Source organism: Agaribacterium sp. ZY112, from assembly GCF_041346925.1.
Classification (GTDB): domain Bacteria; phylum Pseudomonadota; class Gammaproteobacteria; order Pseudomonadales; family Cellvibrionaceae; genus Agaribacterium.
In genome coordinates this window covers 1450089-1475833 of the sequence record NZ_CP166840.1, presented here as the reverse complement: position 1 = coordinate 1475833, position 25745 = coordinate 1450089, and the positions used below count along the sequence as shown (strand labels likewise).

Annotated in this window: 23 protein-coding genes; 11 read left to right on the top strand and 12 right to left on the bottom strand. The window is 43.8% G+C overall.

What is annotated here, in order from left to right; all coding sequences use genetic code 11:
* The first annotated feature begins 18 nt into the window (after positions 1 to 18).
* The 4 genes from AB1S55_RS06500 to AB1S55_RS06485 all read left to right on the top strand — a co-directional run bounded on the left by AB1S55_RS06500 (position 19) and on the right by AB1S55_RS06485 (position 6160).
* Positions 19 to 1512 (top strand): amidohydrolase family protein, encoded by a 1494-nt coding sequence (locus AB1S55_RS06500; protein WP_370980988.1) that lies wholly within the window; start codon positions 19 to 21, stop codon positions 1510 to 1512.
* A gap of 334 nt (positions 1513 to 1846) precedes the next feature.
* Complete coding sequence (locus AB1S55_RS06495) at positions 1847 to 3556, top strand: amidohydrolase (RefSeq protein ID WP_370980987.1); 1710 nt, start codon at positions 1847 to 1849, stop codon at positions 3554 to 3556.
* 181 nt (positions 3557 to 3737) lie between these two features.
* A complete protein-coding gene (locus AB1S55_RS06490; RefSeq protein WP_370980986.1) occupies positions 3738 to 4259 on the top strand; it encodes a TIGR03546 family protein in 522 nt (173 codons plus the stop codon).
* A 14-nt stretch (positions 4260 to 4273) separates the two neighbouring features.
* A complete protein-coding gene (locus tag AB1S55_RS06485; protein ID WP_370980985.1) occupies positions 4274 to 6160 on the top strand; it encodes a TIGR03545 family protein in 1887 nt (628 codons plus the stop codon).
* A 79-nt stretch (positions 6161 to 6239) separates the two neighbouring features.
* Here AB1S55_RS06485 and ggt read toward each other — a convergent pair whose 3' ends face one another.
* On the bottom strand, positions 6240 to 7994 hold the full coding sequence (gene ggt / locus AB1S55_RS06480) for a gamma-glutamyltransferase (protein WP_370980984.1): 1755 nt from the start codon (positions 7992 to 7994) through the stop codon (positions 6240 to 6242).
* Between the two features lie 259 nt (positions 7995 to 8253).
* On the opposite strand from ggt, the gene AB1S55_RS06475 reads away from it, so the two are divergent.
* Entirely contained in the window at positions 8254 to 8883 is a 630-nt protein-coding gene (locus tag AB1S55_RS06475) for a sulfotransferase (protein WP_370980983.1), read from the top strand.
* 23 nt (positions 8884 to 8906) lie between these two features.
* Here AB1S55_RS06475 and AB1S55_RS06470 read toward each other — a convergent pair whose 3' ends face one another.
* The 5 genes from AB1S55_RS06470 to AB1S55_RS06450 form a co-directional block, all read right to left on the bottom strand.
* A complete protein-coding gene (locus AB1S55_RS06470) occupies positions 8907 to 9587 on the bottom strand; it encodes an RluA family pseudouridine synthase (protein ID WP_370980982.1) in 681 nt (226 codons plus the stop codon).
* Between the two features lie 32 nt (positions 9588 to 9619).
* Positions 9620 to 10360 (bottom strand): spermidine synthase, encoded by a 741-nt coding sequence (locus AB1S55_RS06465; protein WP_370980981.1) that lies wholly within the window; start codon positions 10358 to 10360, stop codon positions 9620 to 9622.
* A 67-nt stretch (positions 10361 to 10427) separates the two neighbouring features.
* The gene (locus tag AB1S55_RS06460; RefSeq protein WP_370980980.1) at positions 10428 to 10895 is read right to left on the bottom strand and encodes a hypothetical protein; all 468 of its coding nucleotides are present in this window, start codon (positions 10893 to 10895) and stop codon (positions 10428 to 10430) included.
* Positions 10896 to 10926: 31 nt separating this feature from the next.
* Positions 10927 to 11526: a hypothetical protein gene (locus AB1S55_RS06455; protein ID WP_370980979.1), complete on the bottom strand. Its 600-nt coding sequence runs from the start codon at positions 11524 to 11526 to the stop codon at positions 10927 to 10929.
* Between the two features lie 77 nt (positions 11527 to 11603).
* On the bottom strand, positions 11604 to 12143 hold the full coding sequence (locus AB1S55_RS06450; protein ID WP_370980978.1) for a 5'-3'-deoxyribonucleotidase: 540 nt from the start codon (positions 12141 to 12143) through the stop codon (positions 11604 to 11606).
* Positions 12144 to 12337: 194 nt separating this feature from the next.
* Here AB1S55_RS06450 and AB1S55_RS06445 point away from each other — a divergent pair, with 194 nt between their 5' ends.
* Entirely contained in the window at positions 12338 to 13228 is an 891-nt protein-coding gene (locus tag AB1S55_RS06445) for a hypothetical protein (RefSeq protein WP_370980977.1), read from the top strand.
* Positions 13229 to 13279: 51 nt separating this feature from the next.
* Here the strand turns inward: AB1S55_RS06445 and AB1S55_RS06440 are convergent, their stop codons facing one another.
* Complete coding sequence (locus AB1S55_RS06440; RefSeq protein ID WP_370980976.1) at positions 13280 to 15481, bottom strand: winged helix-turn-helix domain-containing protein; 2202 nt, start codon at positions 15479 to 15481, stop codon at positions 13280 to 13282.
* Positions 15482 to 15839: 358 nt separating this feature from the next.
* On the opposite strand from AB1S55_RS06440, the gene AB1S55_RS06435 reads away from it, so the two are divergent.
* Both AB1S55_RS06435 and AB1S55_RS06430 read left to right on the top strand, forming a co-directional pair.
* A complete protein-coding gene (locus AB1S55_RS06435) occupies positions 15840 to 16379 on the top strand; it encodes an SRPBCC family protein (RefSeq protein ID WP_370980975.1) in 540 nt (179 codons plus the stop codon).
* 224 nt (positions 16380 to 16603) lie between these two features.
* Positions 16604 to 17101 (top strand): TlpA family protein disulfide reductase, encoded by a 498-nt coding sequence (locus tag AB1S55_RS06430; protein ID WP_370980974.1) that lies wholly within the window; start codon positions 16604 to 16606, stop codon positions 17099 to 17101.
* Between the two features lie 44 nt (positions 17102 to 17145).
* Here AB1S55_RS06430 and AB1S55_RS06425 read toward each other — a convergent pair whose 3' ends face one another.
* Genes AB1S55_RS06425 through AB1S55_RS06415 form a run of 3 tightly spaced genes read right to left on the bottom strand, consistent with a single transcriptional unit; the run spans position 17146 to position 20824 of the window.
* Positions 17146 to 17643 (bottom strand): GNAT family N-acetyltransferase, encoded by a 498-nt coding sequence (locus AB1S55_RS06425; RefSeq protein ID WP_370980973.1) that lies wholly within the window; start codon positions 17641 to 17643, stop codon positions 17146 to 17148.
* The gene (locus AB1S55_RS06420) at positions 17644 to 20172 is read right to left on the bottom strand and encodes an ABC transporter permease (protein ID WP_370980972.1); all 2529 of its coding nucleotides are present in this window, start codon (positions 20170 to 20172) and stop codon (positions 17644 to 17646) included. It abuts the gene before it with no gap.
* Positions 20165 to 20824, bottom strand: coding sequence for an ABC transporter ATP-binding protein (locus tag AB1S55_RS06415; protein ID WP_370980971.1), 660 nt, complete (start codon positions 20822 to 20824; stop codon positions 20165 to 20167). The genes AB1S55_RS06420 and AB1S55_RS06415 overlap by 8 nt, the downstream gene beginning before the upstream one ends.
* On the opposite strand from AB1S55_RS06415, the gene AB1S55_RS06410 reads away from it, so the two are divergent.
* Complete coding sequence (locus tag AB1S55_RS06410; protein WP_370980970.1) at positions 20823 to 21542, top strand: arylesterase; 720 nt, start codon at positions 20823 to 20825, stop codon at positions 21540 to 21542. The genes AB1S55_RS06415 and AB1S55_RS06410 overlap by 2 nt on opposite strands.
* Positions 21543 to 21580: 38 nt before the next feature.
* On the top strand, positions 21581 to 21877 hold the full coding sequence (locus AB1S55_RS06405) for a hypothetical protein (RefSeq protein WP_370980969.1): 297 nt from the start codon (positions 21581 to 21583) through the stop codon (positions 21875 to 21877).
* A 27-nt stretch (positions 21878 to 21904) separates the two neighbouring features.
* Here AB1S55_RS06405 and AB1S55_RS06400 read toward each other — a convergent pair whose 3' ends face one another.
* Positions 21905 to 22444, bottom strand: a complete 540-nt coding sequence (locus tag AB1S55_RS06400; RefSeq protein ID WP_370980968.1) for a protein disulfide oxidoreductase — start codon at positions 22442 to 22444, stop codon at positions 21905 to 21907.
* 224 nt (positions 22445 to 22668) lie between these two features.
* Between AB1S55_RS06400 and AB1S55_RS06395 the strand changes: the two genes are divergently transcribed.
* Positions 22669 to 23241, top strand: coding sequence for a YSC84-related protein (locus AB1S55_RS06395; protein WP_370980967.1), 573 nt, complete (start codon positions 22669 to 22671; stop codon positions 23239 to 23241).
* 90 nt (positions 23242 to 23331) lie between these two features.
* On the opposite strand, the gene AB1S55_RS06390 is transcribed toward AB1S55_RS06395, so the two are convergent.
* Positions 23332 to 25698 (bottom strand): alkaline phosphatase D family protein, encoded by a 2367-nt coding sequence (locus tag AB1S55_RS06390; RefSeq protein ID WP_370980966.1) that lies wholly within the window; start codon positions 25696 to 25698, stop codon positions 23332 to 23334.
* Positions 25699 to 25745 lie beyond the last annotated feature (47 nt).

The window sequence follows — 25745 nt, the reverse complement described above, 5'->3', positions numbered from 1 at the left end:
CTATAAAACCTTATTCGCATGAAATTCTTACGCCTTAGCTACACCTTTCTTATCTATGTATTTTTCTGCTTGAATACTCAGGCTCACGCCCAACGTATCGCTATTAACAACATACAACTTATAGATTCGAATAATAATGGGGCTCTCGGCCCGCAAAACATACTGCTTGAAAATGGCTATATCAAAGCCATCTCCAAACAAGCCTTTAAAGCCGAGAAGGTAATTAACGGTGAAGGTAAGTACCTTATTCCAGGTTTGATCGACAGCCATGTGCATCTAGAGGGCATTCCCGGAATGAAAGACGAGCACATCAATAAGCATCCCGCTATTGCAGAGCAAGCCAAAGCACAAATTCCACGTAGCTATCTGTATTTTGGTTTTACTACGGTGCTCGATCTATTAGCAAACAAAAAGAGCATTGATGAATGGAATAAGCAAGCACTTCGCCCCGATGCTTACTTTTGTTTAGCCGCGCCTATTGCCAATGGCTATCCGCTTTCATGGCTACCCAGGCACGAGCGCTTTAACAGCGATATGGCACCTTATATCGTCTACGATGAAAAACAAAAAGACACTATCCCTAAACATATAAATGCAAAAGACAATAGCCCCAGTGCCGTTGTAAAAAAAATCAAACAAGCCGGTGCACAGTGTGTAAAAACCTTCTACGAAGAGGGCTTTGGTGGCCAAAGTAATTTGCCTAACCCCAGCAAAGCAATGATGCAGGAGCTCATCAGCAGTGCACATCAATACGCTATGCCAGTCTTCGTTCACGGTAACAGCCAAGCATCACAGATCTTTGCTGTTAATGCCGGTGCCGATGTGATCGCTCACGGTATGTGGCGCTGGGGCAATAAAAGTACATTAAAACCCAGCCCCAAGATCCTTAAATTAATAGACCAAATAGCTGAACAGCAAATTGGCTACCAAGCAACCATACAAGTTATTTACGGTGAACAAGAACTGTTTAACGATGCCTATTTCGATATGCCATCGCTAGCACATGCCATGCCTAAGGAGTTAAGCCGTTGGTACCAATCTTCCGAAGGTCGGTGGATGCGCAGCGTAATGGCCAAAAACATGGGGCTTAAACTGAGTGATGTGCGCTACCAAGATCTCAAAGAGGAGTACAGCGCCCCAATTAAAAGAGCCAGCGTAGTAGTACAGCAGCTAGCCCAGCATGATGCGCGCTTATTATTTGGCAGCGATACGCCCAGTGGCCCCTTTTATACCCAATTCCCTGGCCTAAATGGCTATTTAGAGATTCAGCGCCTAGCTGAGGCAGGCGTGCCACTACCAGCTATTTTACATGCCTTAACACTGGCCAATGCCAAAGCACTCGGTTTAGAAGAACAACTCGGTAGCATTGACGTCGGAAAACGAGCCAATTTATTAGTACTCAATGACAATCCTCTTACTAGTGCCCAAGCCTACAACAGTATAGAGACTGTCATTTTGCATGGCGAAGTGCATCAACGGCATACGTTGTCAGCTAAAAATATAAACCTGTAATACCCCCCGCTGTCTTCAAATCTCACGTCCTGCATTGCAAAAAAATCAGCACTATCAATTGCCAAAACTGTGAGCGCCCAATGCATGACGTGCTTATGTAAAAAGGAAGGGAGAGCATTCTTAACAAGCGCAGACCGTTGAAATAGCCCACTAAAAATATACGTAAATAATGTATCATCATTAGATGTTGACGGTTCAGTGACTCAGGAACTCACATGCAACTATTAGAAATACGAGATCACTTATTACATAACACAGCCCCTCTCGGAACCTGCCTCATTTGTTTATTAATAGCGCTGCCATCCATTGCTGGCAATACAGAAAGGATATATCGATGAAGACTAGCTTAGGTAAGATGGCTGGCGTTTTTTTAAGCTTCAGTGTGTTATTAGGCCAGAGCGCTTTGGCAAGTGACGTGGCAGATACCATTTATACCAACGGTAAAATTTATACCGTTAATCAACAACAGGTTTGGGCTGAAGCCGTTGCGATACGCGATGCTAAATTTATTGAAGTTGGCTCCAACAAAGAGGTTAATAAATTTAAAGGTCCCAATACCAAACTTATCGACCTTCGTGGAAAGTTTGTCATGCCGGGCATCATTGATGAACATATTCACCCAGATATGGGGGCGGATAATTATTTAAATATATTTATTAGCGCATCGGATGATTGGCAAAGTATTACGAAGACCATCCGCGAGTTTCGCAAAAACAACCCCGATAAAAAGTGGCTCTATGGCGGCACCCTCAACTGGCTTGCTGATAATAACGGTTTAATTGCAGGCACAACGCTTCCCTCAAATAAAAGCAGCTTAGATGCCATCGTTGCCGATCGCCCAGTTGCTCTTTGGGATCAAGGAGCGCACGCCATGCTTCTAAATAGCATGGCATTAAAAGAGCTAGGCATCACTAAGGACATCACGCCACCAGCTGGCGGGATCTTTGTAAAAGATGACAAAGGAGAGTTAACAGGAGTCTTTCGAGAAACCGCAGCAACCCTCGTTACCAACGCCCTCGACCAATACCCTGACGACATATGGGCCAGCAAAGGCATGCAAGCATTTCTTAATGAAATGTCTTCTTATGGGGTCACCGGTATCAATGACGCTTATGGCGTAAAAAGAAATCTCGACGCCTATACGGCCCTCGAAAAACAGAGCAGTTTGAAGCACTGGGTACATATCAGCTTAGCCACACCACTCGAATTTAATGACCCCAAACAAAAAACAGCCCAAGACGCATTAATTCGCAATGCAGCACACTACCGCACGGAACGTATTCGCCCCAATGCCGTGAAGTATATTCTGGATGGTTCTGCTGCCGGTCAAACTGCCGCTATGCTAGATCCTTTCCACGGTACCGACTTTAGGGGTGATTTACGCTACAGCTTTAACGATGTAAAAAAAGACATGGCTGTTTATGTTGAACAAGGTTTTGCCACAAAGGTACACGGCATTGGAGACCGAGCCATTCGCGGTGCCCTCGACATATACGCAAATTTACCCAAAGCAACTTTAGGCACGTCTCACTCCATCGCTCACGGCACCTTTATTGCGCCTGAAGACATCAAACGCTTCCATAAATTGGGGGTCGTTTACGAAGCCTCTCCGGCACTTTGGTTCCCCAATGATGGTGAGGATATTATCCGTAAAGATATTGGTGATAGAACCGACCGCTCGTGGCCCATTAAAGCCTTAGTAGAAAACGGAGCCAAAGTCTCTTATGGGTCCGACTGGACCGTATCATTAACTCCCAGCCCATGGCCCGGCTTAGAATCCATGATTACCCGCGAGGCGCCGGGAGGCTCCGACAGAAAACTAGGAGCTCAGTTTGCCGTAGATTTAGCAACAGGCATTAAAATCTTAACCCTTAACGGTGCACAAGCGATCGGCCTAGGCCAGAAAACGGGCTCGATAGAGACAGGTAAGCAAGCCGATATGATCATTCTCGGACACAATCTTTTTGAGATAGATGTTCATAAAATTCATCAAACCCAAGTCGAAAAAACCATTTATGCAGGCCAAGAGGTCTACGCAAAATAAACACCGCTATGTAAGCGCCTACATAGGCGCTTAAGAACCTTTTAAAGGGACGGCTTTGGGTGCTTGCTTAAGCGATTATCCAAACTAGCTCCCACTCACCCGCATCCCGCTTTCAAAGCTGAACATAAAGTCTTAAACTGGACAGCTATCATCTTCGTTAAGCCGCAGGGAAGGACTCTCCATGGGCCAACTGTTAAAACTCTTTAAATTACTTAATGCTGACGTCAGTCCGACACAGATTGCAGCCGGCATTGCTATGGGCATGGTGCTGGGTTTTACCCCACTATTCAGTCTGCATAATATCCTCACCCTGTTTTTGATTTGCCTATTGCGTATCAATATATCGGCAGTCTTAGTCAGCATGGTTGTTTGCTCCGGCCTTGCTTACCTGCTTGACTCCGTTTTTCTCAATATTGGCGAAGGCCTACTTCACAACGAGTCATTAAACGGCACTTGGACAGCGATGTACCAAAGTGAAATTTGGCGTTTAGCGCATTTTAATCACACCTTAGTACTCGGCTCAGTCGTATTTTCAATCTTAGCGTTTTTGCCTTGTTTACTTATTTCTCGATTCATCATCGTTAAGTACCGTGAACGTATTCTTGCTTGGGTGATGAAAACCCACCTAGTAAAAGCCATCAAAGCATCTAAGTGGTTCAACCTAGCGCAAGACGCGGTTGACCTAACTAACGCAGTGAAATAAGAGGGAGAAGTAAAATGAAAGCATTGCGTTGGCAAGGACTATTAGCCTTTATCGCCATTGTTGGAGGCCTAGCGCTGGCCTTTTACTTGTTTGCAGGCACCTTAATCAAGTGGGGGATGGAAGCTGGCGGTGAAGAAATTTTTAACGCTAAAGTAAATGTAAATAAAGTTGAGCTACAGTATTCACCTGCAGGCATCACCGTGCACGGCGTAAGTGTTGGTGATGAAAACGCGGCGATGCGCAACTTATTTGAATTTGAACAGGCAACCATGCAGCTTCGCTTATTGCGCTTATTAATGGGCCAAGTAATTATTGAGGACATGAGTCTAACGGGTCTGGCCTTTGATACGGAACGCAGTAAATCAGGGCTTCTTAAGAAAAAACCACTTAGCCCTGAAGAAGTCAAAGCCCAAGCCGAAGAAGAGACTCTCAAAGAAGAAATTAGCAAAGGCTTAAAAGATGCTGCCGCCGCAGCCCCAGACGCAAAAACACTGCTAGCTAGAGAGCCGCTTAAAACCGATGCTGCTTATAAAACACTAGCCACTTCCATTGATGAAAAAAAGAAAAGCTGGGAAAACTTAGAAAAACGCTTGCCTAACAGCAACAAACTGAAAAGCTATGAACAAGACATCAAAAAACTAACATCTGGCGAGCTTAAATCCGTAGCCGACTTTAATGCGCGCAAACGCAAATTTGATGACATCAAAAAAGCCATGCGAGCCGACAAAAAGGCGATCGATGAAGCAAAGACCTTGATCAAGCGCAGTCAAAAAGAACTTAAAGGTGAACTCAGTAACTTAAAGAACGCACCTAAAGCGGATTACGAACACCTCAAAAACAAATACGGTTTAAATGCTGGAGGCGTAGCCAACCTAAGCGGTTTACTTTTTGGCTCTGAGGTCGGTGAATACAGCAATACCTTCTTATATTGGTACAATAAGGCTCAGCCTTATATCGCACGTATTAACGAAATCAAAAGTGAAGCTGAAGCCGAAGAACCAATACGCCTTGAAGGCCGCTTTATTCGCTTCCCTGAACAAGAGCCTCTACCTGACTTCCTAATCAAGCGCGGTAAATTAAGCATGCTTGATGATATGGGTGAAATACTTATTCTAGCCAACAACCTAACTCACCAGCAGGAAATCACCGGCAAGCCATCAACACTGACCCTAAGCAGTAAGCAGTGGGGCCAAATGAGCGGCTTAAATGCGGACGCCATACTCGACTATCGCCAAACTCCCGCCGTCAACACTGCCAACTTTAGCGTTGCCAGTTTAGGCCTAAGCAAGCAGAAGCTAAGTGAATCAAACAAGCTGGCTGTTACGATGGATAAAGCAAACGGTCGTTTAAGTGGCAGCGCAAAACTGATTGATGGCAAGCTTGATGGCGACGCCAAAGCCCTGTTTAGTAAAGCTAAGTTCTCCAGCGACGGTAAAACCCAGTTTGCCAAGGAAGTGGGCGCTGCGCTCGAAAAAATCCACAGCTTTGATTTAGATATTGGCTTTACCGGCGCGGTGGATGAGCTCGACTTACGTATTGGCTCCAACCTAGATAGCCAGCTACAAAAAGCCTTTAACCAACGCTTTAAAGAGAAACAAACTGAGTGGCGTGCCAAGCTCGACACAGCCCTAAACGAACGTCTAAATGCTTATTTAAAAGACCTTGATCCCAATCTTGGCCTACCAGCTGACACCAACCTACTCAGTAAAAATGGCACCAAGCTAGATGATCTATTAAAGACTCAACTGCAAGATTACGCCAAACAGCAACAAGACAAAGCCGAAGCTCAAGCTAAAAAAGAGCTAGAGAAGCAAAAAGCCAAGGCTGAAGCTGAACGTAAAAAGCAAGAAGAAAAACTTAAGAAACAAGCGGAAGAAAAGTTAAAGAACTTATTTAACTAAAGAGCCTACTTAACCAAGGGCTCTCTTTACTAAAAAGGCTGCATCAGCAATGTTGATGCAGCCTTTTTAATACCAATAATTAATCCGCAGCTACGGCCTTTGCATGAGGTCTTCTCGGATCAGCATAGCCAAAGAACACATCTTCTTGATACATCACACTCTGTAAACTACCAAGGCTTTTGGATTGCTCTACTTTGTAGCCCATAGACAGTAATTTATCGCGTGTGTCTGGATTTAAAGATTTCTCAACATAGACGACATCCGGCATCCACTGATGATGAACTCTCGGCCTTATAGTGGCTTCAGCCAAATTAACATCATAAGCCAATATATAGGTCAGCTGCTGAAAAACACTAGAGATAATTTTACTGCCACCTGGTGTGCCTGTAGCTAAAAACGGCTTGCCTTGCTTAAGTACAATGGTTGGAGTCATAGAGCTTAGAGGGTGTTTACCCGCATGAATAGCATTCGCTTCGCCACCGATCAAACCATAGCTATTCGGTGAGCCTGGCTTAATAGAAAAGTCATCCATCGTGTTATTCATAAGTATTCCCGTGCCAGGAATCGTAATACCACTACCAAAGGAATGATTCAAAGTATACGTATTGCTAACCACATTACCTTGTTTATCCATTACCGAGATATGAGTGGTGTCAGGGCTTTCATAACTTGGCACTTTACCCGCTTTAATCGCTGATGAAGGAGTCACCACATCGGCTTTAATATTCTTAACTAGCTGCTTGGCATAAGCTGGGTCCGTTAAACCTTTAACGGGTACATGAACAAAATCGGTATCACCTAAATACTTACTTCTATCGGCATAAGCACGTTTAAAAATTTCTATTTGATAATGCAAAAGTAAAGCGCTGCCTACCTCAATCGTTTTAAGTGGCAAAGCATCAAGCATATTAAACATTTGAACTAAGTGTATTCCGCCTGAACTTGGCGGTGGCATGGTAACAATTTGATAATCGCGAAACTGACCGTAAATAGGCGTCAGCTCTTCAACATGATAATTAGCTAGATCTTCAGCCGTGATAAGACCGCCGCCTTTTTTCATCGCTTTAACAATTTTTTCCGCTATTTCACCGTGATAAAATACTTCTGCACCGCCCTTTCTTAAAGCAGAAAGGCTATTGGCTAAATCAGTTTGCTTTAAACGTTCACCTGGCTTATAAGTGACGCAGTCTTTTTTAAAATACACACGGCACGACTCTGCATCATCTTTTAGTGCTGGGCTGACATTAATATTTCGTACAATGTCATCATTGATCACGATACCTTCACGGGCCAACTTTTCTGCAGGGGCAATCACTTGTGACCATGTCATCGTGCCATACTTAGTCAATGCATGGTGCATACCAGCCACCGTACCTGGCACACCTGCTGCAGCTAAAGTATGAAGTGACTTTTCAGAAATTGGCTCACCTTGCTTATCAAGAAACATAGTTTCATAGGCGGCCTCAGGTGCCAGCTCTCGATAATTCAGAGCAATATTTTTATTCTCTTGAGCTAGGTGGATCATCATCATGCCGCCACCACCTAGATTTCCAGCCCTAGGCAAGGTAACCGCAAGAGCAAAAGCGGTAGCAACTGCCGCATCAATGGCATTCCCCCCCTCTCGTAATATTTGTGCTCCTACCTCACTAGCGATATCATTTTGGCTAACCACCATGCCTGAACGACTTATAATCGGGTGCACCAAGTCGTAATAGCTCACAAGACTATCCGGCTCCTTGTCACTTGCAGAACTAACAAGTGGGCCATAAAAACCCAAACAGCAGGATACAAGTAACGACGCCGTATACTGTATTTTCTTTTTCACAAACAACATAAGAGTGCCCTTAGCTTATGGCTTGAGTTAGATTGACAGGCTAAGCTAGAAGGCCAAAAGCACATATTTAGATAATATGCTTAGGCCTAGCTCGATTGAGCATATAAAGATACGCCTTAATTTATACAATAATAAGGCGCAGACAAGTAACACCACAAGCAATTACGCGATTAAAAACTAAAGCCTATATAATGATGAGCCTCGTTTAAAAAACGATCTCAAGCAAGTTAAGACCGTTCACTCGACTAGAAGTAAATACGTGACAAAAACCGCGCCCAACACTAAGGATAAAATCTTTATTATCAGCCTGCCGCGAAGCGGCACCACCAGCGCCTGCCTATATTTATTAGACTGCGGCCTAAAAGTAGCGCATACCGCTTACAACCACGCAGCAATAGAAGCCGCCGATGTTATTGCCGATACCCCAGTTTTTGTAGACTATGCCGAACTAGCTTTGCGCTACCCTAATGCTAGGTTTGTGTATTTAGAACGCCCCTTAGATGAATGGACAGCATCCATAAAGCGCTTGCTTGGCAGTATGCGTAAACAGTGGCATAAGCCTGATGGTATCCTTAACCCAGTTTTGAAACGCTGCTTTCAAAACTGCTTCCCTAAATTTGAAAGTAATATGCCGCACAGCCACACCTACCTTCAACAATGCTACTTAGAGCACAGGGAAAAACTCGAGGTATTCGTTAATGCAAACCGGAAAGAAATTTTATTCTTACCGATTAAAGATGAAGATGCTGGCTCTCGCTTAGCCCAGTTTTGCGATACCACTCATATAAACAACGACCACGCACTGCCCCACGTTAACAAAGGACGACGAATCAGCTACTGGCAAGCGGTAGAACACAACAATAAAATAGAAGTTGATTTTAAACCTTAAAGAAACTCAAGTAAGCATGCGACCTAAAACGGGCACTCACATTGAATTGATAATAGTTTATGTGTAACCGGGTGAACAAACTCTAACTGACTAGCATGCAGTAGTAACCGATCTGCGCCCTGATGACTTGTTGCACTACTATAAAGATCACAACCCAGGATGGGATAGCCTAAAGCCAAACTGTGAATGCGCAGCTGATGAGTACGGCCTGTATGCGGGATGAATTCCACACGAGTACGACGAGGCTCGTCTTCTCGCATCAATACTCTGTATTCTGTCTTTGCCACTTTCCCGCTAATGTCACATATTTTTAGCCTAGGAAAAAGAGTTGGATCTTTCGCAATCGGAGCCTCAATAAAACCATGATTTTTTTCAGTCCAACCCTCTAATATAGCTATATAACGCTTGCTTATACGCCGCTCTTGAAACTGCTTAGTTAAAAGCCCATTCACCTCTTTATTTAAAGCCACAAGCATCAGCCCCGATGTCGAAAAGTCCAAACGGTGAAGCAAGGTTGCCTTAGGAAAACTTTGAACCAAACGCCAGTGAACAGAATCTTTGTTTAATGGATTTTTACCCGACAAACTCAATAAACCGCTTGGTTTATTAATGAGCAATAGATGCTCATCTTGATAAACAACCGTTATCTCTTCTGCGCAGAGAGGCGCAATAAAATCATCAACGATATCTGTTTTACTAAACACCTAAAGCAGCCTTTTGACTTGAACTAACAGCACTACACAGACTTTATACATACATAAACTGAGTTCGTAGCCTCTACTGTTTGAAAGGGGTTATAAAATGACACCACGTGCGAATTCACCTCGGAAAACACCGTCAACAACAACGCTTCAAAATCCGCATCGGGAAGATTCTGAGACCACATAGCAAACACCCCGCCAGGCTTAAGCTGCTCGGCCATTAAACTTAAGTTGTCACTTGTATAAAAACTGGCATTAGCTTCGTTTAAATACTCCGTTGGTGAGTGGTCTATATCAAGTAAAATAGCGTCGATAGGCTCAGCACGGACAGAAGGCTCGGCTAGAACTGCCGGATCAAAACCACTTTTTGGCTCTACAGCCAAATCAAAAAAACTACCGTGCACATAACGGTTTCGGCTGTCAGCATTAAGAATTTTACCAAGTGGTACTAATTCATCTTGATGCCAGCCAATCACTGTATCGAGCGCATCCACAACAAGCAGTTCTTTAATACGCTCATCTTTAAGTGCTGCAACAGCGGTATAACCAAGCCCTAAGCCACCCACAACAACCTTAAGATCACAGCCCTTAACTGCCGCTAAGCCAAGCGTAGATAAAGCCTCTTCAGCCTCAACAAACATACTCGACATAAGAAATTCTTCACCAAGTTTTACCTCATAGATGTCTCTATCACCAAAAACAGGCATCTTGCGTTTGCGCAGAGAGATCTCACCTAAAGGTGAGGCTTGGCTATCAATTTCTTCAAATAGAGGCATGTTAGAGCTGCTTGCAGAGGGGGTAAGTGAAGGCATCATAACATGCTCAGCTTAAGGGCGGCTGCAGCTACTTTGGGAGGGCCGTATGCATCCTGTTGATATCAGCCCAGCAACTTGTAATACCCAGCCAATAAGACAACCCAAGCACAAGCCATACTAGCGAGCTAAAAAACCAAAAGCTCAAACCTAAGCTGGCAACATATTCTGACTTATTAATAAAAGGCACAAAAAAGCCATATAGCCCCCTCAATGTGCACACACTTGCTATAGCCACTAGTGCAAATTTTAAAAACGGTAAGCGAGCAATAAAGCCAGCGCCAGAAAGAGCGTATAAAGACCAGGCAATAAAGATAAAAACCAGCACTGAACCTAAAAATGTCGGATACCAAGACCCCGATGCTGCCATAGCAGCTAATTGCTCACCGGCACCAGAGGCAAGATACCAAGTAGGGCCACCAATAATAATCGCGATATGCAGCAATGCCGCCAACAAACTTAATACTGCTGCCAAACTAAAACCGACTTTCCCTTTCACAGGCCCTCCCCTTTAATTACGAACAATGAAACTAGTAGTTGGCTGTCACAATCGCTAAAGACTCGACAAAAACTAACTCACAGGCTCCGCCTCCGGTATCATTTCGAGTTAATGAACTTTTCCAGTACCAAGAACCATCATTCGAAACAACATTGACCAAGTAGCCAGACATTTCTATAAGATCGCCTTTTCTAACACGGCTAATTGCATCCCTAACTAGAGTGTCGGCAGGGATAAGGTGCATATTCGCACTCTGAGTTTCAATGTCTTTTCTTGGGATTGGAAATGAATCTACTCGCCAGCGATAGAATCGCCCTGATTGCGAAATATCTATTTGCTCAAGAATCGATTCATCAGACATAGTGCCCCACCCTAAAGCAAGATCTGTAGGCGACAGATCAGCTTCGCGGCCAAGGTAATAGTTTTCTTTTGACAGTACTTTTGCTTTAAGCTCAAAACGCGCCAAAGGGCTAAGGTTATAAGTTTCAAATTCAAAGGTTACAGGCGAATCTATAACCCTCTGCAGCGGCGGTTCAGCAGCACTTACGCCGGGTCCAAGAGTCACGTGCCTTGAATGGTCGTACAAGTAAAAAGCAAGCGCAAACAAAACAACAACAAGAAATTTTTTCATAACTAATTGGGTTTAATAAAAAAGGCCTAATGAAAATATAAGAGCGTAAATTTCAAGCACATAACAAGCCTTAACGGTCAGCTCAAATAACACACAACTTCCTGCCAACTACACATACGCTCATACCCCTTTTGATGTTTATTGTGCATAGCATCAAATAATAAACCCTGGCCCTCAAAGACGTCTAAATGCCGAGAGCTATCATCAATAAGATAATCGCAATTGAGCATACCTTTAAACCCACAAAAGATATAATTCATATCACTAACAAATGGAAAGTTCTGCTTTAACCACTGATATTTAGCAGTAAAAGAATTGGGGTGCTCCATCGCGGCACTCACAAAAAACACTTCATAATTAGAGCTCAGTGTCTTAATTGCCTCGACTGCGCCATCAATAACTGGTAAATCTTTAAAAAAATCTGGATGATCAGGAAACGCCTTTACTTCAACCAGATGCGCCTTGGGCACCACGTCATATATCTTCTTGCCATATAAGTCTGCGCGCTCCAACTTTACTGAAAAGGTGCGCTCATACCACTGCAACTGACGCGACAGCATATCTGCTACTGTTTCATCCATATCTATTGCAATACTTTTTTTAATACGCTTTTTCATACTCTTGCCTAATTCCCTATAAACATATCTACAAGCAGCCCAACCTTAGCATTATTAAGAAGAAATCGCTTGTGCTTATATAGGTACTTATACCTAGTAGTTGTAAGGAACCTACGCTCGAAGCACTGTATCGGGGTCTATACTTTAGAGATAAAGATCGATAACAGTTCAAAATAAATGACGGTGCTCATCATATGAAATTCGGCCTTATCTGGCTTTTGGTTTACAGCGTGGTATTTATAGCCGCTAAGGCTTATGCAGAGCCACCAACGCTACGCTTTGGCATGCCGGTTGAATACCACTCCATGCTGGCTACTTGGATAGAAGGGAATGCCGTATCAGCATTTGAAAAAGGCTCTGTTAGGTTGATAGACCGTACCATGGCAGAGCAGCTTATCGTTATACGAGCATTAAAAGTTGCGGGCTTTAAGCATAAAAGCGAATTGATCTCCATCCCCAGCATTCAACGTGCAGCGGCAATGGCAAAGCAAGGAAGAATTGACTTACTTGGCACCAGCTATTGGAGTACTGACCCTAATATTGACGACATTTTTATACGCACTGATACTTACATCAAACAGGGGGAAGCACTGGTCGGATTTTTTACGGCCAGTAACAATAAATATGCTTTGGCATCAAAGAGCAAAGATGAACTAAGTAAACTGAGCTATGTCGTTGTTAAAGATTGGCATATTGATATTAAAACCTTAAAAAAATATAAACATCTAGATATTCATCAGGCGGAGGAATTTCGTTATTTGATGCGCGCACTTGAAGCCCACCATGCGGATGTCGCTTTATTAGAATTTCAACGTAAAGGTGGCTTAGGACGATTTCACTGGGATATGAAAAACAAAGACAAACCCGAGTGGGTATTTCCAATCGCTAATTTTAAAACCTATTTAGATGGCGAACGCTTGTTTTTAATTTCTAAAAAAAGCCCATGGGCCGATGAACTGCTAGAGGCGATGAATGAGGGCCTCGCACTTATGCGAGAAAGCGGTGAACTTCGACAGCTATTGGTCAGAGCTGGCTATTACCCTGAAGAGGTAGACAATTGGAAGGAAGTGGATCTTAGCCACTAAAAACGAGGGAGCTTACAGGCCCCCTTCTTAGTCCCAGAACTTAAAACACAGCTAAGGTTTATTACTATCCGACCTTGTATAAAGATACACATCACCCTCGTAGCTATGGAATTCGCTCGCAACAAACAAATCACCACGAATATCGAACTGTGCAAACGCATGCTCGTCGCTAAAAAATAACTCTCTTTCTCCCGCTTGTTTTTGTTTATAAATCTGATAAGCGTAGGCTTCACTTAAATCGATATAATAAAGTATACCATCTCTATATAACCAAGATCGAAACATTGCCTTATCAGCGATCGCGAGTTTTTCAGCTCTTAAATTTGTCGCGCTAACAGTGCCCATATCTGAAACATCAATAGACCAAAGACCGGGTTCAGCGTAACGCGAAAATAAAATACGCTCACCATCACGCTGCAATAGGCCACCGGCACGCTGCAGTACCAATTCAGCTTTAGCCTGATCACGCTGATAAACCCACATTTGCCAACTAGGTGCACTGGGTACAGAATAATATATCCGCTCACCACGCGGCCCCCAAACCGGGCTAAAAGCATCTTGCTCCACTGGTGTACTTAAGCGATACCAATTTTGGTTCTCAAACTCATAAACATATAGAGAGCTACCGCCTTCTTGTAATACCTGTAACACAAGGGCCTTATCATCAGGTGACCAAGTGATATTAGAAATATAGGCATTGGGTATTTTCTTTAATAAAGCCGAACCTGCGATGCGCAAGCCAAACTCACTTTTATCTAAGTCGCTAAGCCATAGTTCCGTGCGCTCACCCAACTGACGGGCAAATGCTAAACGTTTACCGCCGTTAGAAATCGTAACAGCGTGTTCATTTTGACTGGAAGAAAAGCTCGGATGACTGATCAGTTTCTTATTAGCAAGTGTACGTAAACGAATATTACTGTCGATTTCGATTTCGGAAATCAACATGCTTTGACTGCGATAATCGTAATCAACATGGGCCACGTCGTGACCACCAAGCCCTAACCAACTCAGCTCTTCAGAATCAATATTAAACAGCCACGTTTCGGCACGGCCACTTAAATCTGAGACCAAGATAATCTCGTTATGAGTCATCCAATCTAAACCAAGTACTTTGGCAAAGCTTCGCTCAAACATGCGCTCTTTACCTGTTACAAGATCTATTAATCCTAGTTGATCTTGCCCTGTTGCCGAGCTACGAGTAAACGCTACTAAGCGGGTATCTGGGGAAACACGTGGATTGGCATCGCCATGTAAATCATCGGCTGGAAAGCTGAGCTGAATAGAGTCTCCCGTCTCTATATTTAGCATATACAGGGCGGGCACGGCTGTACCCTCAGCTAGCTGCGGAATAAGCAGGTGTTTACCGCTAGGCAACCAATCCATCGAGGTTCTTAAGGTTCCGAGTAGGGCCGGCGAACACAGGGCTAGCTCACGGCTTGGGCCGCCACTACTGCTAACAAGGCGCACACTACAGCGAGCACCTTCAAAACTAAAATAAGCGATTTGCTCATCATCAGGAGACCAAACAGGGTTTGAATACAAGCCAGGCTTATCATTTACAACTCGTTCTTCACCGCTGCTTAAATCTTTTACCACAATCCGTACATTACTTAAGTTCTTATCAGCACGAATAAAAGCCGCCTTATCATTTTTATGTGAGAGTGCCGGAAAGGCCTCACCCTGCTCCTCCGCGGCAACAATAGATGCTTGATAGACGGGCCGAGCTAAAGAATTGGGCGGCTCCTTAAACGGCGAAAGCACCAACACAAGTATCAGCAGTACGACCAACAGCAGGAAAAAGCCAGCAAACGATGCGAGTAAGGCTGGGCTCATTAGCCGCTTGCCGGCACTTCTTTTCAGCGAGGCAGCCCCGCTGCTAATAGCCCGCTCCGGTTCAGTTTGTGTTTCTTGTTCGCTTGGCTTTTGCTCAAAATGCACTGGCGCCAATAAGCGATAACCTTTTTTCGGAATAGTTTCTATGTACTTCGGTACTAAGTCATCAGCCACCAAGACTTTACGCAACTTGGCGATGGTGCTGTTAAGTGTGTCATCGGTTGCTGACGTTTCAGGCCACACGGCGCTAATTAGCTCATCTCGCGCAATCACCTCAGCTGGATGACTAGCCATATAAAGCAACAAATCCATGGCCTTTAAACGCAGAGACTCTTGCTGCTGCCCCTTCGTCAAAGACAGTGCTTCAGGGTCTATATGCCACAAACCCACGCTTAATTTTTGTACTTTTTTCTCACTCACACACATCTCTTTAGCCAAACGCACTCGGCTTATTAGCTTTTTTCTTATCTTGTTTTACGCGTTTTTTCATAGCCTTTAGAGGCCATCATGAACGTATTTGGCTTCATCTGCTTCACTTTTTGGCGCTTTGCCAAAGCCCCAGCTTCTACAAGCCCATTAAAACCACCAAGCTAAGCCATTGATTTAATTAAGGAAAGATTTATTTCAGATAAATACTGGCTTTATTTCATCAACTTTTTTAGCGCCTCACTTATAAATCTTAAGCGTCAGCAACGACATGAGCCTAACAAGCCAAGCCGCTTCTTAAGCAAGTGAGCCTAGAACAGATTTTATACATATACAGACACAGGAAGAAACCATGATTAAGTCCAAAATAATTAAAGCCCTTACCTTTAGCAGCGCCCTTTTATTTAGCTCTTTTACTATGGCAGAGCTAAGTGACGCGCCTATTGATAAGCGCGACAACCAAGCCATCGCCCGCCAGGTTATTAATGCTCCAGCCAACAAAGTGTGGAAAGAAATCGGCCGTGTTGATGGCATCGAAAACTTTGTACCTGAAGTGTTTGCAAGCACCTCGGTTGAAGGCGAAGGCGAAGGCGCTATCCGAACCTGCGTGCATCATGATGGCCGCAAACTGGTCGAGCAAGTTGTGGCATTTGATGAAGTATCAATGACCCTCACTTACACCCTGGTCGATGGCAGTGAGCTACCTATGATCAATATGTACAACACCGTGCAAGTTCATCCTATAAACGAAACTCAGTCACTGCTTGTTTGGGAAGCCAAATACGACGTCACTGAAGAAGCTGAGAACCCAGAGCTTGTTCACCAATATATGCAAGGTGGCTTATCGGTTGTATCAGCCGGTGCCAAGCGTTACATCGAAGCTGCCATGTAACAAAACTAAGCAGTAAAAGCATCGTTAACATCCCCGCTTAGCTTTATAGGGGCTAGTTCAGACGACAACACTAGAGCGACACACCTGCCAGTCAGAGCACTAGTAACTGAATTTAGTCCTTATAAAGCCTTTTTTCTTACAGGCTCGGCAATAAAAACACGCAACGGCTGCCTTTAAGTTATCCAAACACGCAAAGCAGGTTCATTTCAATAGGAGGAGGGCAAATGCGCTCTTTATTTAAAGCACTCGCACTTACTTTTCTAAGCTCAATATCCAGCACTTTTGTTACAGCGGAGACAAACACGGGCCACTTAGATGTGCCAATGTTTGCCGATGGTAAACTCAGTAGCTTAGCAGAGCTCTCTCAAGGCCAAGCAAGTTTACTGTTTTTTTGGTCGGTCAACTGCAGTTTTTGTAAAAAAGAAATGCCTGCCTTAAACAGCCTCTACGATAGCTACCATCAAGACCTAAGGTTTTTGGCTATTAACCAAGACCAAGATTACAAGTCACTAACACAAATAAAAAACTATATTGAAGAATACCATCTACAAGCCAAAGTGATTAATGACCCTAAGCTGTATCTAAGTAGTTACTTTAAAGTACCCGGAACACCCACAGTTATTCTCTTAAATAAAGAAGGCTATATAGTTAAAAAAACCCATTCTCAACTCAATAAATTAGCAGTAGAGATAGAGCAAGTGATTAAAGATAAACAAGACTGAACTTACGTACAGAATTAACAAACCAAGGAATTGTACATAGCACCTCAAACAAGAGCTTTAGCTTGAGAGCGTAAATCACACGAAAAATGATGAGAGCTTAGAATAAAACCTTTATTTAAATAGACTTTATGAGCGGCATTCCTTGCATAACCACTATCAAGGTGTACGGCATCACAATGTTGATTTTGGGCAAGTTCAATAATCCAATCAAGTAAAGCAGGTGCAAAGCCTTGGCCACGATGACCACTGATAGTGGCTAAATCATCAATATAGATAATTTTTCCCCAAGCCAAGTTTTCGATAAAACGAAAACCCAATACACTAGGATAAGATGCCTCCGTACTATGTGTCTCTTCCTCTAATTCTTCAATCGCAACAACACAATAGCCCTGCTGGTACTGACGCTGCACTTGCTTAACAAAAGCCTCTTTTTCTAACTTGGGCCTTAACTCTTTAAACGCAGGAAAACAACGCCTTAGGCCCTGTTCATCTTTAATTTCAACAACGGTAAAGCTCACATTCACTCCCTTGTTTAACAACATTTAGCTCCTCAATACGGACATTGGCGTGACTTTAATGACCTTGCGGGTCGATAGCCAACCAGCCAAAGCGATTAGCACGGCACCAAGCACGGGTAAAAACGGCCACAACCAATAAAAAGGCACATAGTCCATATTAAATATACGTAATTGCAAAAAGTACAGCGCAAGCTCACTACCTACAGCCGCAAGAATACCCGCACTCAGACCTAAAGCACCAAATTCAATCAGTAGAGTTCGCCTAACCAAAGCTTTATCGGCTCCAAGGGTTCTCAAGATAGCACTTTCTTTAAAGCGCATATCCAAAGTAGCTTGAATAGAAGCAACTAAAACCAAGAAGCCAGAAGCGAATATCAAGACAAGAATAAATTCCACCGCCGCACTGATTTTTTCAATAATACTTTGCAGCTGATTAATAGTCTGATCAAGCTCAATCAGACTCAAGGTAGGAAAACTTCGCGCCAACTTGTTAAGCTTGTCTTTATCCTCGCTAGCCAAATAAAAACTAGTCAGCCAATTGGCTCCATAAGAGTCCGCTAAGGGCTGGTTAAATAAGATATAAAAATTAGGATTCATTGAATCCCACTTGACTGTTCGTATATTACTTAACTTGGCTTTAAGCTCCTGCCCAGCAACACTAAAGATAATGATATCGCCGATGCTAAGGTTAAGACCTTTGGCATAACTTTCTTCGACAGATGCCAGTAGAAGCGGCTCTTCATTAGAGGAGAGCTGACCAAGCTCTAATTCGCCACCCCACCACTGCCCCTGAACAATGACATTGTCTTCACCCAGAACCAAAGCCGAACTTAAATTAACTTCACGCTCATAGTCAATACGCCCTGTTGCGTACTGTTCAACCAATGCCTTTAAAGGGACACCATTAACGGTCGTAATACGCCCGCGTGTCATAGGGTAAAAAGGGCTGTGATCAATATCGGCCTGTTTTAAATGAGACTTAACGGCATCGGCCTCATAGCTTTGAATATTAAAAGCAAAATGATTGGCTGCATCTTCCGGCAATTGATTTTGCCACTGTGACACAAGCTCGGTTCTAACACTAAAAATCAAGGCTACCAACATTAACAGAGTAGAGAAAATAACAATTTGCATGGCATTACTCTGCCTGTGCCGCTGCAAATTATTTAAGCCTAAACGCCAACCAGCGCCAACTAAGGGCACTAAGTGATGTACTAATTTAATGCTCAACCACGAAAGTGCATAAACTCCAATTAAAGTCGCCAAGGCTGCAGAAAACAAAATAAAGGTTAAGCTTAGGCTCGAACTGTATAAAAACAATAACAACAGCACAGCAACAACGCCAACAGCATTACTTTTCCAAGATGAAAAACTCTGACTATAACTGCGCTTGAGTGCGACCGCAGGCGTCACTTGCTTGAGCTGCAGTAAAGGCGGAACGGCAAAGGCCAAAAGAGAGATAAAACCCGTCATCACACCCGTAAAATAAGCCGAAAAGCTTGCTGCAGCCGGCTCGGCTACAAACAAGCCCTGTACAGCAAGTAAGATCAAATAATGCCCAAACCAGCCCAATAAACTTCCCAGTAACACCGAGATAAGAGCAATAAGAAATAGGGCAAAAAAGAAAATCTGCATGACTTCGTTTGGCTTGCAGCCCATGGTCTTAAGCAAGGCAACGGTACGCACATGCTGTAAAGCATAACGCCGAGCAGCAAGAGCAATCGCAGCACCACCTAAAATCACCCCAAGGCTACCGGCGAGTAATAAGAAATTTTCAGCTCGCTCTAAAGCCCCAACCACACTTTGATTAGCATCTTTTGCACTGCTCCAATAATGATGCTGACCTAACAGTGGTTCGAGCCACTGCTTGTAATTAGTAAGCTGCTCACTCTCACCAGTAAGCATAAGTTTATAACTTATACGACTACCTAACTGTATCGCATTGGTTTTATCCACATCATCAATGTGAATCATCACTCTAGGAGCAAAACCAAAAAAACTTTGGCCTTGATCTGGCTCGCGATTAATAATCTTAGCCAGCTTAAATTCGGCATCACCTAGAGCAACTGTATCGCCTATATTAAGTTGTAAATAATCAAACAGTCTTGGGGCAATCCATAACTCACCAACAGCAGGCCCATAACGAACATCGTCGCCGGAACTAAAGAGCTTGTCACCAACCTCTATCGAACCCAATAAAGGATAACTGGATGACACCGCTTTTACCTGCCCTAGTGCCATGTGCTCAGCACTAAAAACCATGGCCGAAAAAGATACGGTTTCAGCTATTTTTAAGCCCTGCTCACGCGCCTGTTCAGACCACGTCGCTTCAATGGCCTGAGTACCGCCAACCGATGCATCAGCAGCCATAAATTGTGCCGCTTCATCATAAATTGAATTATGGATACGAGAGCTAAATAAACTAATACTGGTAACCGTTGCTACCCCTAACAATAAGGACAAAGCAAGCACACTTAAGTTACCACTGCGTAAATCTCGTTTAAGCAGCTTGGTCGCAAGGCCGAATAAATGAGGAAACGGAGACTTATTCAAGGAGCGCCCCCGCATGCAAACGCAACTGACGCGAACAGCGCTCAGCAAGCTCATTTGAATGTGTCACCATCACCAAGGTCGTTCCATTCTCTTGATTTAGCTCAAACAACAAATCTGTAATATGCTCGCCAGTTTCCGCATCTAAATTGCCCGTTGGTTCATCAGCAAAAATAATCGGTGCCTCACAGGCAAAGGCCCTAGCGAGAGCCACGCGCTGCTGCTCGCCACCGGAAAGCTGCTGTGGATAGTGACTGGCACGCTGCTCTAAACCAACACGCTTTAAGTAATTTAGGGCTTTTTCACGCGCGGCGGGGTCGGCCTTTACCTCTAAGGGCAACATAATGTTTTCAAGGGCACTTAAGCTATCTAATAATTGAAAGTTCTGAAAAACAAAAGAGACACACTCTCGACGCCTTTGAGCACGCTGCTCTTCATCGAGCTGAGTTATTTCAATCTGTTGAAGCTCTATCTCACCAGAACTAGGGGTATCAAGCCCTGCAAGCATGCCTAGCAGAGTTGTTTTACCTGAACCTGAGGCACCAACAATCGCCACACTTTCGCCCGCATCGATATGCAGGTTAATATCTTTGAGTATATGCAGTTCACCATTATAAACTGGCACTGTTTGACACACTTTATGAGCGCTAATCATGTATAGAAGCCCGACCCCGTGGAAAATTAGAAATAGCTTACCATTAGTAAAAGTAAGTGCACGGCTTTGCACCTTAGTTTTACTGCTATTGAGCGCCTTTAGTTCACTTGCTGCCAATACAGTTCCCACAAAAGACCAAAGCAGCAGGCAAATCTTAGTGCTAGGTGATAGCTTAAGTGCTGCTTACCAACTAGATAAAGACCAAGGCTGGGTGACTTTGCTTGAAAACAAGCTAAAAAGTGAAGGCTATCTAGTTGATATCAATAACGCATCGGTCAGTGGCCTGACAATAGCAGGCGGTGAACAAATTCTATTTGCGCATATAGAATCAGCACAGAAACCTGAACTCATTATTATTGAATTAGGTGCTAACGATGGCTTACAGGGCCGCCCTATCCCTTATATTCAGCAATCACTGACAAGGCTCGTTAAACAGGCAAAAAACTCAGGTGCAGATGTGTTATTGCTTGGTATACAACTACCGCCAAACCGAGGTAAACGCTACACAGAACCCTTTTTTGGCTTGTATGAAAAAATAGCCACAAGTGAAAAAGCCATGTTAATGCCCTTTCTCTTAGAGGGCGTAGCAGGCAACAGTGAACTTATGAAAAAAGACGGTCTTCATCCCAACGCCGAAGGCCAAAAACACGTACTTAACAACATATATCCGCTGATAAGTAAGTGGCTTAAACAGCAAGATAAGCAAAGATCGAAATAACTAAGGGGCCCAGACTATGCTCTGGGCTGCAATACAACATGAAAAAAAGTGAGTTAGTTCAACTAAGTGCTTGGCTATTTATCATCAACGCCAGCCTTTCACTTGCGCTTTTATACAAATCTCACTCATTCTATTTTTCAGGAGAAGAGCGTTTATTTGGCCTAGCGCTGTTATATAACGGACTCTGCTTAGTAGCAGGCATTAGCTTGCTACAAAAATACTCTTTCTCTACCCACCTTGCCTTAGCAGCCAGTTTGCTGGCTTTACTCTCTTTTCCTTTAGGCAGCGCTATTGCTGGCCTTTATCTGTATGCACGCTTTATTGCAAAAGAATAAAAGCCAATGACGCTAACCATCAACAAGCTAATAGCGAAAGTCTGCCCACTTCGCTCTTAACCACAACCCCGGGTAGGAACTGAGGCCAGAGGTATATTCGACCACCTCTCCATTTTTTATCATCACAATAAAAGGGGTCACCCCTACTTTCCAGCTCTGCGAAATAGCTTGAGAGTCGTCATTGACCACAACAAAGCTGTAATCTCTTTTAGCTTGATAGCGCTTTAGATCTTCATCCGATCCTGACGCCATGGCAATACTGACAACATTGACATCTTTCGCAAGCCTCTCTATCGCCGGCGAAGTCACTTTACAATAGCCACACCAAGTCGCCCAAAAATACAAAACCGTTATAGACTCTTGGCTCATAGCATTCACATCTAAACTGGCGCCATCAATACTCTGATAGCGCAATTCAGGTAGTGCTTCTTTAGGAAGGTCTCGCGCACGCCAGAAATCTAACAACTGGAAGACAATAATAAATAGCGCCAGATACAGTGCCGCACTTTTTAGCCAAGAAAATACCCTTGATAATTGGCTACTGTGCTTATCTTGTGGATTAGACATAAGACCTTATTAAAACTGAGAAAAAAGAATTCTAAATTAGTCGCAAGCGACGTTAATTTATTACAAGCAAGCGCATTGATAAAGCTATGCTTCTGATTCACTCGTAGTGACGCCTCATCTATGGCTGACTATTCACTAACAGAGTGTTTATAATCAACTAAAGCCACATTAAGCTAAACAAGCACTACATATACTCAGCCTCAATAACAATCAAGGATTGAAGAATGAACACATTAAAATTTGCCTTAGCTCTGATGCTCTCATGCCTGTTTTCAGCGACTAGCTTTGCCGATGATGACAAATACGCAGAGAGCCTAGCTAAATTTAAAGCCAACCCCGCTGTCGGCAGTAAGTTAAACTCGGCATATGCATACGCACTATTCCCCACCATAGGAAAAGGAGGCTTTGGTATTGGTGGTGCTCACGGCAAGGGCAAGGTGTATAAATCAGGAGCGGTCACTGGCACAAGCAAAATGAGCCAGTTAACTATTGGCTTACAACTAGGTGGACAAGCCTATAGCCAGATCATTTTGTTTCAAAATAAAAAGGCCTACGATCAATTCACATCTGGCAAGTTTGAATTTGGAGCACAGGCCACGGCTGTCGCCATTACCGCTTCAGCCAATGCCTCTGCCGGCACGACGGGCAATGCAGCAGGCGCTAGCTCTAAAGCCGATGCAGGAGTACAAAACGCGGAATGGGTAAACGGTATGTTGGTGTTCACCTACGCTAAAGGCGGCTTAATGTACGAAGCGTCCATAGGCGGGCAAAAATTCAGTTATAAAAAAGGGCAGTAATCACTCGCCCAAATAAAAAGGATTAAACTGCCCCTTATAAGCTTGGGATGAATAAGCGCTGTATTAGCTATTCACCCCAGCTTTAGATGATTAACTGAGCTGGTTATCACCACCATTCTCAGCTTGATAAATAGTCACTGGCCAACCAGGAAACTGATTACTGGCACTGCCATCAGTCGCATCAATTAAGAAACGATACGCCTGCATCGTATAACTGAGCTTCTCTGTATCAAAGGTGATAAAGCCAAAACCACTGCCCTTCTCATGAGCTTTGATATAACGATTACCCGACTTACCTACTTCAGGATTACCAACCGCATATACATAAATGAGGTTGCCAAAAGTATCTTTGTACTCCCCAGTTTGAGCTAAGCCATGCTCCGGGCGATTTTGATAAGGGAAGTTCATTTGGTCGGGCAGCCACCAGCGTGGCCAACCTGCAGAAATTGCCGGTGTACAAAAAGCCCAGTTACTATCTCGCTGTTGATTGACACCGTATTGCGACAGTGTGCCCAAATGGGTATCACCACAAATATGTAAGGCTTTAGATGCACGCATAATATCGATAGCACGGTTACGAGCAGAAGCAGGCCAGCCGCTACTATCAAAATCATATTTTAGGAAACGATCCGGACGCGGTTGATGAGTAGAAATACCAGCAAATACGGTCTGACTGAGTACCGCTTTAAGTTTATGCCCTCGCCAATCTTGCCCCCATTGCTCTAAAAAATCTTCTTGCCGCTGTCCCAATAAACTTAGACCGTCACGGTCGAGCTTAGGATTAAAGGAAGTCGGATCTTCATCTTGCCCGGTTTCCCCAACAATAGCTCCCACCGTCTCTGGTGCACTCTTCCACTGCCTATCCGCTAAAATGGCAAAACTCACATTGCCATAAACCATGTCGCAGTAATAAGCGCCAATACCGTTAGTCGGTGTTGGATCATAAGCATCTGGATGATGATTTAAGGTGGTGCGGTGCACCATATTAACTATGCGTGGAGATTGAATATAACCAGCTAATACCGAAGCAGTTGGGTCGTTTTCAATGTTTTTCATTGACTGCCCACCTTGACCCCACAAATTCCCCTGAAGTACATCGTGATCATCAGGAAGACAAACCGTAGGCTGATTACGCATAGCCTCACGGAAGGCCCAACCAAACTGATAAAATTTTCTCAAATAATTCAGCATGGCTCTCTCATCCGGCGAGCGCACAATACCGTAACCACCGTGGCTTTCGTAAATTTGATCGCCAGAAAAGAACACTAAATCAGGTTGTAGCTTAACAACATTGTTAGCCACAGGCTCATAAGGGAAGCCGTAATCATTCTGACAGGTGAGCGCAGCCATTTTCACTTGAGCGCCTTGTGGGTTTGCCTTGATAGAACCAAGCCAGGTATCTGGCGTTTCGCTACCGTCACTATGCTGCTCGTTATAAACCACCCGAAAAGGCCAAGTTTGTGACTCATCCCATTGCGGTACCCTAAAAGTGGCAAGCCAACCATCAGTATTAATTTTTTCTTTAGCGACTGTCTGCCACTTACCCAACTTTTTAATTTGCAGCTCTAATTCTTGGCTATCTTGTTCACCAATAGGCCCAACATAGGCGCTCAGCTTCAAAACAAAACCTTCGTCATTGCGGTTGTCACTTAAGGAATACATTGTCCATAAAATAGGACCAAAACGCCTATCATCGTTAACAACAAAGGCCTGACCTTGCATCTGCCACTGATTAAAACGATAACGACAACCTGGGCCATCTTTTTTATCTTCACTGCTACCAGTCTCAGCCAAGGAAAAATTACTGGTCAAAGCCACATTACCACGCAGCTGATCCGCTGGCAGTAAGTGATCCAACTCGGCTATAACGGTACCGGTATCAACCAATGTTGCACTTAAATGTAAAGCGACAGCCCCTGACTGGGGCTTAGCATTTAATAACAATTGAATTTCTTTATCTGCAGATGCTGTTGATAAAGCAATACTTTTATCCCCTAATACCAGAAGATCTTCTTTAATGCCAAGATCAAAACCCTTATGAACAAAGCAATTACTACGATATTCGTTCAAGTCGCTGCTAATACCTAAGCGTATGCCTGCGCCGCCATCAACTGGATTTTTCTCGACACGCTGTATACGAACCGACATGAAAAATGGCTGGCTAAGGTCCCTTAATTCATGAGTTAAGGAGTGCACACTGCGATTACCACCACGCCCGACACTTTCTATGCCACCAGACTTTACCGCCCAGTCCTCCATCGGATTCGCCCAATAGGACCCACCGAGCCATACGCGATCGTAAGTACGTGACCAAGGGTCACTGCTTAGTTCAGTCGCTGTTTTCTCATTGTTTGCTTCTTGCTTCGTACCACTTTGCGCACAGCTAACCAAGCTACCGGCGACGACACCACCAGTGACAAACTTAAACGCTGAACGTCTAGAGATTTTCTTATCCATACAAACTCCTTAAACAAAATTTGAACCATGAGCTCGGTGTAAAAACC